This is a genomic window from Psychrosphaera sp. B3R10 (assembly GCF_018861025.1).
Lineage (GTDB): Bacteria > Pseudomonadota > Gammaproteobacteria > Enterobacterales > Alteromonadaceae > Psychrosphaera > Psychrosphaera algicola.
Genome location: NZ_JAHKQH010000024.1, coordinates 191,052 through 199,314 on the forward strand (window position 1 = coordinate 191,052; position 8,263 = coordinate 199,314).

Genomic DNA, 8,263 nt, shown 5'->3' on the forward strand with positions numbered 1-8,263 from the left:
CAGTAAGCGATTTTGTGTGTATTCAACAACGTATTTTGTTAAGCAATATAGGGCTATGGCGGTTTTGAAAAATTGACATTAAAACCGCTTTAACTTAACCAATAGCATCTTTCAAACGGCCAAGTTGATAGTAGGCTCGTTGTCCCAATCGCCTAAATGGGGCAAAAGGGAAATGCGGCAATTCTGTCGAAAGTGGCGAGTTTATATCTTTGCCTACAATTAAATCTGCAAGTTGCTTGCCCGCTAATGCGGTGAACGAAACCCCAGAGCCACAATACCCTGTAGCATAATAAACATTATTTTTTGTTTTATGAATATGTGGCATTTGGTCTAAAGATACAGAAATCCAACCATGCCAATTGTGATCGATGTTCAGCTTTTCTAATCCAGGAAAACTATTTTTCAATTCGTGTAAAAGTCTGTTCGCATACTTTGGATCTAGAGCGTGGGCGCCGGTTATAGCCCCGCGGCCCCCGAATAATATTCGGTTATCTGGTAATAAACGGTAGTAGTATTTTAGTTCCCGCGTATCCATCATAACTTGTCTAGTTTTGAAATTGGCTGCTTCGCGTTGTACGTTCGTTAGCGGTTCGGTGACAATGACACTTGTTAATACGGGGAGAATTTTATGCTGTAGTGCTGATGCCATTTTACTTGGAGTATAGCCATTGGTGGCCATCACTAACTTGTCAGCCGTTACACTACCACTATGCGTCGTAACTCTATGGTTAGAATCAGATTGAATTTGAGTCACCGAGCTGTTGGTGTAGATTTTTATCCCTAGTGATTGCGCTTTTTGAGCATACGCATGTACAAGTTTGAGAGGGTGGATCCCAAACCCATTGGAATATCGAATTGCGCCATGGATCTTTTGGTGACAAACATAATCGTTTTGAAACGCTTGTTTGTTAATGGTTTCAACATTGTAGTCAAAATTTTGATGTAAATAATCCGCCGATTTTTTCAATCGGTCGTACCATTTTTCGCTATGGGCAAGCTTTAAGTATCCAGATTCGCACTGGCCAATGTCGTATTCTTTGCCAATTTCTTCTACTAAGTTGATGCCCTGTAAAAAGTCGTTATGTAAGCGGCTTGTCGCTTGAGATCCAAAACGACCAACAAGTTGTTGATAAGACAATCTGCCAGAACCAGGCAAAACAAAACCGGCATTTCTGCCGCTGCAGCCCCAGCCAATTTCATTAGCATCAAGGATTACAATATTTTTAAAGCCCTGTTGAACAAGGTTAATGGCACAAGTTAGTCCAGTGTAGCCAGCCCCAATGATCACAACGTCAGCATTTATGTCGGCATTAAGTATCTTTGTGTCTGATTTAGCCCCAACGACATAATTTTTGTGCCAATAGCTTTGTGGTGATGATTGATTTGAAGCAAGCTGTTTACTCAGTAAAGGATCATAAACTGCCATATTTAGGTAAACTCCAACATCATTTCTGTTGCATCACAGTGACAGTCTTTTCCACAAATAATGCAAATATAGTCTGGAATCGTTGCGTCATTATGCCAACGTCGAGGATGGGTTTTTATTAACTGGCCACCCGCTTTCGTAAAATATTTATAAGAAGCGTTACCCGGACTTTGCATCCAAATGTGGCTGAGGCCAGCTTTTGCCCCCATTTGCTTTAACGTGGCAACTGACTCTTTGAGAAGCAACCCGCCAAGTCCTTTACCTTGATAGTCTGGATGGATAGTATTGCACTTAAAATAGGCTACCAAATTCGCTTCAACAGGCCAATGACTTGGTGTACACCATTTATCCAATGGCCACGAATTTGGTGCGTAAGTGAGTCTAAATCCAACCAATTTTTTTGGCGTAACTGACGTGTCGTAAAGAACGTAGCTACAGTTTAAATCGTTATAAACACTGCGCTCTAACATCTTTTTTAGGGATTTATTGTCTAAGTAGCCTTCACCATGGACTCGATTTCCCAATGCGATCACATCGTTGAAGTCAGTTAGTGATAAGGGTTTTAGTGACAGTAGGTCTCGATTCATGATTATGCTCTTTTGCTATGAGTGGCGTTAATTCTGCGATCATTTGGTCTGTTACCCCTTGGTTTTGGCTAACAAATCGTTTCGCTTTTTTTGCCATTCCGGCGCGTTTAATAGGGTCATTGAACAACATCTGCATTGTGCTAAGCAACTCTTTTTGTGAATCTAGTTGAATGCAAAATTTCTTTTTTTGGCACTGTTTAAATACAGTCTTAAAGTTAAATGTATAGGGACCGGTAATGATAGGCAAACCGACAGCGGCAGGCTCAATGGGATTGTGCCCACCGGTTTTGACTAAACTTCCACCAATAAAACAAATGTCAGCTAATGTAAGATACCAGAACATTTCACCAATAGTATCGCCAATTAAGACCTGAGTCTGAGAATGAATAGGCACAAAATGTTCATTTTTAACGTTTAATGAGTTCTGGGATCTGACCATTTCGGAGTTAACACCAGACAGCGTTGAGCGATGTTGTATTGCAAATTGCTCCGAAGCTAACAATGCCACTTCTTTAAATCGTTCTTTGTGGCGAGGCACAACAATTAAAAGTAAATTTGGTTGAGTTTTTAACAGTTGTTTATGCGTGGCAAAAATGATCTTTTCTTCTTTATCATGAGTACTCGCCGCTACCCAAATCGGCCTAGCAAGGCCTTTTTTTATCTTTTCGGCGTCCGCTATTTGTTCGGTAGGTAAAGATAGGTCGAATTTAATATTGCCAATTGCTTTGATTTTTTGTTCATTACATCCCAAACGGATAAGGCGTTTCTTGTCAGGTTTATATTGCGCTAAAACTAAATCTAAAGTGGTGATCATTTCTTTCGTGGTTTTGGGGAGCTTCAAATACCCTTTCAACGACTTTTTAGAGAGGCGAGCATTAACGAGTACCACTGGTATCCCTTTACGTTTAGCAAAAAGTAAAAAGTAAGGCCACAATTCTGTTTCTAACATAATAGATATCTGTGGTGATACTTTTGATAAAAAACGTTCCATTAATACCGGTATATCAAATGGTAAATAGCGAATAGTGACCTGCGGTAAACTCGAAAACAGCGATGTAGCTCTAGAACGTCCTGTTGGTGTTGTTACCGTTATTAAAATGGGTTTTTCAGGGTAAGTTATTGCCAACTTACATATTAATATTTGAGAGGCATTAGCCTCACCAACCGACACTAAGTGGATATGAATTGGACGAACGTTCTGACCAAATTGGGGTAAGCCAAAACAAAAACGTTCTTTTAGGTGTTTTTTGTAATCTGGATTTTTAAAAGACCGGAATGCATATTTGCACATAATAAAGGGTAAAAGCAGGAAAAAAATAAATGAATAGATAATTCGAGGCATAGGTCATGTTAACGAAAAATGAAGGTTACCTGATTAAACGAGTAAATTGTTTCAATTTAATTAACAAATCGCACGGTTGTTTCGTTTTAACAAAACCTTAATGTTTCAGACTCAAATTTGTCGCTTTTTATTATTAATATTGTCGCAATCAAATTGACTAAAATTTAAGTAACAGTGGCAATACACTCAACTATTCCAAAACGAATACTCATTATTCGCACCAGCGCAATTGGTGATGTGATAATGGCGTCTCCAATGGTCGCTGCATTAGCCGACCGCTACCCAAATGCCGAACTCTTTTGGCTATTGGAGCCTCATCTAGAGGCACTAGTGAGTTCCAATCCAAATATTCATGGTGTTGTTGCATTTCCTAAAGCTGAATGGAAGCGACTATTTAAAGAAAGGCGTTATCGTGACTTATTTTACGCCATTAAATCTATGCGTGACAAGTTACGAGATCTAAAAATTGATTTAGCAATTGATGTCCAAGGGTTGGCTAAGAGTGGCATTTGGGCTTGGTTAAGTAATGCCAAGAGGCGAGTTGGATTTATAAGTAAAGAACCGACAAAAATTTTTATGACTGAACGGATCAATAAACCTAAAAATGACCCTGAAATTAGCTCTGAATACAAAGCGATGGCTAAATATTTGGGCTGTAACACAGAGTCTTTTTATATGGACATCCATATCAGCAGTAGTGATAAAACTCACGTTGCTACTAAATTACAGGAATGGCTACCATTTCCTGGTGGCATAGATCAATTTGCAAAAGTCGGCAGCCAAATACGGATCAATGAAGATAAGATTAACCAAGACACCCACCGATATAACAGCCGAGTAAAGCAAGCAGCAAAAGCCGAAAACTCAGGAGCGAACTTGCCCTATCTGGTGATATGTCCTTTTACTACGCGGCCGCAGAAGCATTGGGTCAATAGTTATTGGCGAGACTTAATTAAACAAATTTCAATTCATTTTGGGCTGCCTGTACTAGTTATTGGTGGTCCAGACGACCATTCGAACGCCACTAAAATAGTAGCTGAATTAGCGAATGCAAAATCTTTATGTGGTGAGCTCAGTTTAATTCAAAACATCGAAGTGATAAGTAAGGCAAAAGCATTAATAGGTGTTGATACTGGTATGACACACGCGGGTATTGCAAAGTCGGTGCCCACAGTGGCCTTGTTTGGATCAACTCGTCCTTATCTCGTTACCCGTGTTGAACAAACTGAAGTCCTTTACCTTAATAAAAGTTGTGCGCCTTGCAAGAGAAATCCTAGTTGCAACGGCACGTTCGATTGTATGGCAGATATTAGTGTGCCATCCGTCATGATGACGTTGAGTCGTATTCTTAATTCAAGTTCAAATACAAATAACGTGAGAAGTGCATCATGAGAATATTACATGTTGAAGCCGGTAAACATTTATATGGTGGCGCATTACAGGTGCACTATTTAACCTCTGGGTTATCAAAATATGGGATTAAATCATTTTTAGCAGCACCAAGAGGCGCTGAAATTTATGACGTAATGCACGGTGATGTTGTGCCGCTTCCCATGAAAATGGCAGGGGATCTTGATGTCTCGTTAATATTTAAATTAGTCAAAGCTATCCGCATTCATAAGATTCAATTGGTACATCTGCATAGCAGAAGAGGAGCTGATCTATTTGGACTAATTGCTGCAAAGTTAACAAATACACCGGTGGTCATTTCGCGACGAGTCGACAATATCGAACCCAATTGGTTTTCAAAATGGAAATACCATCAATGTAATAAAGTGATCACTATTTCAGACGGGATACGAAACGTACTTTTAGATGCTGGCGTAGATTCTAATCAAGTCACTACGGTATTGAGTGCCGTTGATACTGATGAATATAAGCCAATAGATCACAAATCAACGCTCAAACGGCCAAACAATAATTGGTTTATTAAAGAATTTAAGCTCGATAGAAGTGACGTTTTTATTGGTGTTCTAGCGCAATTTATCCCAAGAAAAGGCCATTCGGTTTTATTTTCTGCGTTTAAATCACTCATTGCAAAAGAGCCTAATGTTCAACTATTGGTCTTTGGTAAAGGGCCACTAGAGGAAGAATTAAAACAAGAAATTATTCAACTGGGCTTATCTAACAAGGTTCAGTTTTGCGGTTTTCGAACGGATTTGGCGCGCATTTTACCATACTTAAACCTTGTTGTTCACCCAGCATTCGCCGAAGGTTTAGGGGTGTCACTTTTACAAGCGAACGCCTGCGGAGTTCCTATAATCGCCAGTCGTGTTGGCGGTATTCCTGAAATAGTAACTGATGGGCTCAATGGTCTGTTGGTTGACCCAGGTAATGTACAAGAATTGTTTAATAGCCTTGAGGACTTAGTTAGCGATACCAACCGAATTGAGCAAATGGCTGCTGCAGGACGGGAAAAGGTACTCAAAACGTTTTCTATTAAAGCAATGGTTGAGGGGAATGTAAGTGTTTACAAACACTGCATAAAAAAGTGTTAAGTCAAGTTTGACCCCATTACAAAGTTGAGGCGATTTCACTTTTCCTGTGCCAATTGCGCTCTTTATATTAATCAGAAATACAATCGATGAAAGATAAAATGATTACCAATCAAGACAGTGAAATGGGTTGTACCCCGCAAGATAGTGACATTAAGCTATCACTAAAAAAATCAGAGAATTTAGAAACATTGACAGTTGTTTCCTGTGCTAATGAAAAGTTTTCGTGTGGTTTAGTAATGTCTATGGTTTCTGCGCTAGCGCACTCAAGTGGTGAATTTTTTTATGAACTTATTGTACTCGATGGTGGTTTGTCGGAAGCCACAAGAATGTCACTAAACTTAAAGCTTCAAGATGTATCTAACAGAATAGGCACACCATTTTCACTAAAGTTTATATCCCCAAGCAAAGAGTCGATTGATAAGTTACCAAAAAGGGTTGGTTCATGGATGACATACGCCCGTTTTTTATTGGCGGAAATTTTGCCGCAAAAAGCCGTGATCTATTTAGACTCCGATATCTTGTGCTTTCGTGGCATCGAAGAGTTTTATACCAGCTGGGACAACGTCGCCCCCATTGTTGCATCTCGAGATCCTAAGCAGACGATTGATAAAGATTGGCCAGATGAAGCGAATGCGGCGCCAAAAGGCGTCATGTATTTTAATGCGGGACTCATTTTACTGAATTTGGATTGGATGCGCTGCAATTTGCCTTTGGCTAAAGTTGAAGAGCTGGTGGCTAAGTTTGGGATGGATCGACTTAAGTTTCATGACCAAACCATTCTTAATTACATGTCACATGGCAAAGTGATCGAAGTGGCACGGGAGAATAACTGGGTTTTAGCAACGGAATATGCAATGCAAGTTATCGACAACTGGCAAAGTGTAAATATTCATTACGTTGGCAGAGTAAAACCTTGGTTAAGGCAAAAAACTGAAGCGCGACGCTTTATTCCTGAAGTTCTGTATTTTCAAGCGAGTAAAGTCTATTGCATCGATGGAGTAAAAGAACGCGTACTCGATGAACAAGACCTAAAAGTTGTTAGAAACAAGGCTCGGTTTTATAAGTGGTTTAAACCTACGAGAGCTAGGACATATCAATCAGTGTTGAAATCACTTAGTCGACAAGTTGAACTGGAGTCAAAATTAACTAGTGATGTTTTCTATCGCCGCTAAATCAGCATTCTATTGAAACTTCTAACTGTTTAGTTGAACGAATGGCAGATCAAAAGCTGGGTGTCCATGTAATTTATGAATGGGTGTCCATGTAACTAATGAATGGGTGTCCATGTAACTTATGAATGGGTGTCCATGTAATTTATCCATGTAATTTATTTATGAAGCACTTAATTAAACTCAATAAACAAAGAAAGAAGAGTAAATGATTTCACATCTCAACCTCCTAGATACCAGTATTAGTACAGATAATTTAGGGGATATCATTATTGTTGATTCTATTAGAAATCAACTTGCGGACATTTTATCTCAGCGATATGTCACTAACGTATCTACTCATGATTCGATGGGGGCAGTTGGTCGACGGTTATGTCGTGAGGCAGATATCAATATGTTGTTAGGTACAAATGCGCTTACGTCTAAAAATCGAGTTGGCAAAAAGGACATGTGGCGATTACGTCTTTGGGATATCTCTTCATTAGCTAATAAAGTGGTTTTATGTGGTGTAGGTTGGCGAAATTATCAAACCGAAGTTAAAACCAGACAGGCAAAATTCTATCGCAACATTTTAAACGGCGAATATATCCATTCCGTTCGTGATAGTCATGCGGAGTCTATGTTGAAATCAATTGGTATCAACAATGTACTAAATACAACTTGTCCTACTACGTGGAGCTTAAATCAAAATCATTGTGCAACAATACCACAAGGGCAGGCGCCAAATGTGGTGTTTACATTAACGCGTCATAAAAAGGCCGACGAAGATAAGCAAATGATCAGGTATCTATTGTCACTATATAACAACGTCTACTTTTGGCCTCAGCAAATTGAAGACACTGACTATTTAAAAACATTAGTTGATGCGTCTACTTTTACCGACATTCACTTATTAGCACCTTCACTTTTAGCATTCGATTTGTTTTTGCAAACGACAGATACCGATTTTATTGGTACCAGGCTCCATGGTGGTATCCGAGCTCTGCAATTGAAAAGGCGAAGTTTTATTATCGGAATAGATAATAGAGCAAGAGAAATAGCAAAAGATATCAATTTACCCGTTCTTTTAAGACAAGAAATTGAAAATCTTCCTCAATTAATCAGTTCAAATTATGAAACAGCGATAAAACTGCCTATAGAAAACATCACAAAATGGCGCAATCAAGATAAGTTTTTGTACAAAAAAACAGCGTAACTCAGGTTTTTGATTGATATTTAAGCGAACAAACAAAAAAAGTGAA

At 39.1% G+C, this 8,263-nt stretch carries 7 protein-coding genes; 4 read left to right on the forward strand and 3 right to left on the reverse strand.

What is annotated here, in order from left to right:
* Positions 1 to 94: 94 nt before the first annotated feature.
* From KO525_RS09600 to KO525_RS09610, 3 genes are read right to left on the reverse strand one after another with little or no spacing between them, the layout of a single operon-like run.
* Positions 95 to 1,426: an FAD-binding oxidoreductase gene (locus tag KO525_RS09600; protein ID WP_215963586.1), complete on the reverse strand. Its 1,332-nt coding sequence runs from the start codon at positions 1,424 to 1,426 to the stop codon at positions 95 to 97.
* A gap of 2 nt (positions 1,427 to 1,428) precedes the next feature.
* Positions 1,429 to 2,013: a GNAT family N-acetyltransferase gene (locus tag KO525_RS09605; RefSeq protein ID WP_215963587.1), complete on the reverse strand. Its 585-nt coding sequence runs from the start codon at positions 2,011 to 2,013 to the stop codon at positions 1,429 to 1,431.
* Entirely contained in the window at positions 1,970 to 3,304 is a 1,335-nt protein-coding gene (locus KO525_RS09610) for a 3-deoxy-D-manno-octulosonic acid transferase (protein WP_215963588.1), read from the reverse strand. Before KO525_RS09610 ends, KO525_RS09605 begins: the two co-directional genes overlap by 44 nt.
* A 225-nt stretch (positions 3,305 to 3,529) precedes the next feature.
* Between KO525_RS09610 and KO525_RS09615 the strand changes: the two genes are divergently transcribed.
* The 4 genes from KO525_RS09615 (at position 3,530) to KO525_RS09630 (ending at position 8,217) form a co-directional block, all read left to right on the forward strand.
* Positions 3,530 to 4,747, forward strand: a complete 1,218-nt coding sequence (locus tag KO525_RS09615) for a glycosyltransferase family 9 protein (protein WP_215963589.1) — start codon at positions 3,530 to 3,532, stop codon at positions 4,745 to 4,747.
* Positions 4,744 to 5,853 (forward strand): glycosyltransferase family 4 protein, encoded by a 1,110-nt coding sequence (locus KO525_RS09620; RefSeq protein ID WP_215963590.1) that lies wholly within the window; start codon positions 4,744 to 4,746, stop codon positions 5,851 to 5,853. The genes KO525_RS09615 and KO525_RS09620 overlap by 4 nt, the downstream gene beginning before the upstream one ends.
* A gap of 86 nt (positions 5,854 to 5,939) precedes the next feature.
* Complete coding sequence (locus KO525_RS09625; protein WP_215963591.1) at positions 5,940 to 7,025, forward strand: glycosyltransferase; 1,086 nt, start codon at positions 5,940 to 5,942, stop codon at positions 7,023 to 7,025.
* Positions 7,026 to 7,230: 205 nt separating this feature from the next.
* Positions 7,231 to 8,217 carry a polysaccharide pyruvyl transferase family protein gene (locus tag KO525_RS09630; RefSeq protein ID WP_215963592.1) on the forward strand — a complete coding sequence of 329 codons (987 nt, stop codon included), beginning with the start codon at positions 7,231 to 7,233 and terminating at the stop codon, positions 8,215 to 8,217.
* The last annotated feature ends 46 nt before the right edge of the window (positions 8,218 to 8,263 follow it).

Excerpts from the sequence above, each read along its gene's own strand:
- KO525_RS09620 (WP_215963590.1), top strand. The coding sequence starts at position 4,744 with ATGAGAATATTACATGTTGAAGCCGGTAAACATTTATATGGTGGCGCA.
- KO525_RS09605 (WP_215963587.1), bottom strand. The coding sequence starts at position 2,013 with ATGAATCGAGACCTACTGTCACTAAAACCCTTATCACTAACTGACTTC.
- KO525_RS09625 (WP_215963591.1), top strand. The coding sequence starts at position 5,940 with ATGAAAGATAAAATGATTACCAATCAAGACAGTGAAATGGGTTGTACC.
- KO525_RS09600 (WP_215963586.1), bottom strand. The coding sequence starts at position 1,426 with ATGGCAGTTTATGATCCTTTACTGAGTAAACAGCTTGCTTCAAATCAA.
- KO525_RS09610 (WP_215963588.1), bottom strand. The coding sequence starts at position 3,304 with ATGTGCAAATATGCATTCCGGTCTTTTAAAAATCCAGATTACAAAAAA.
- KO525_RS09630 (WP_215963592.1), top strand. The coding sequence starts at position 7,231 with ATGATTTCACATCTCAACCTCCTAGATACCAGTATTAGTACAGATAAT.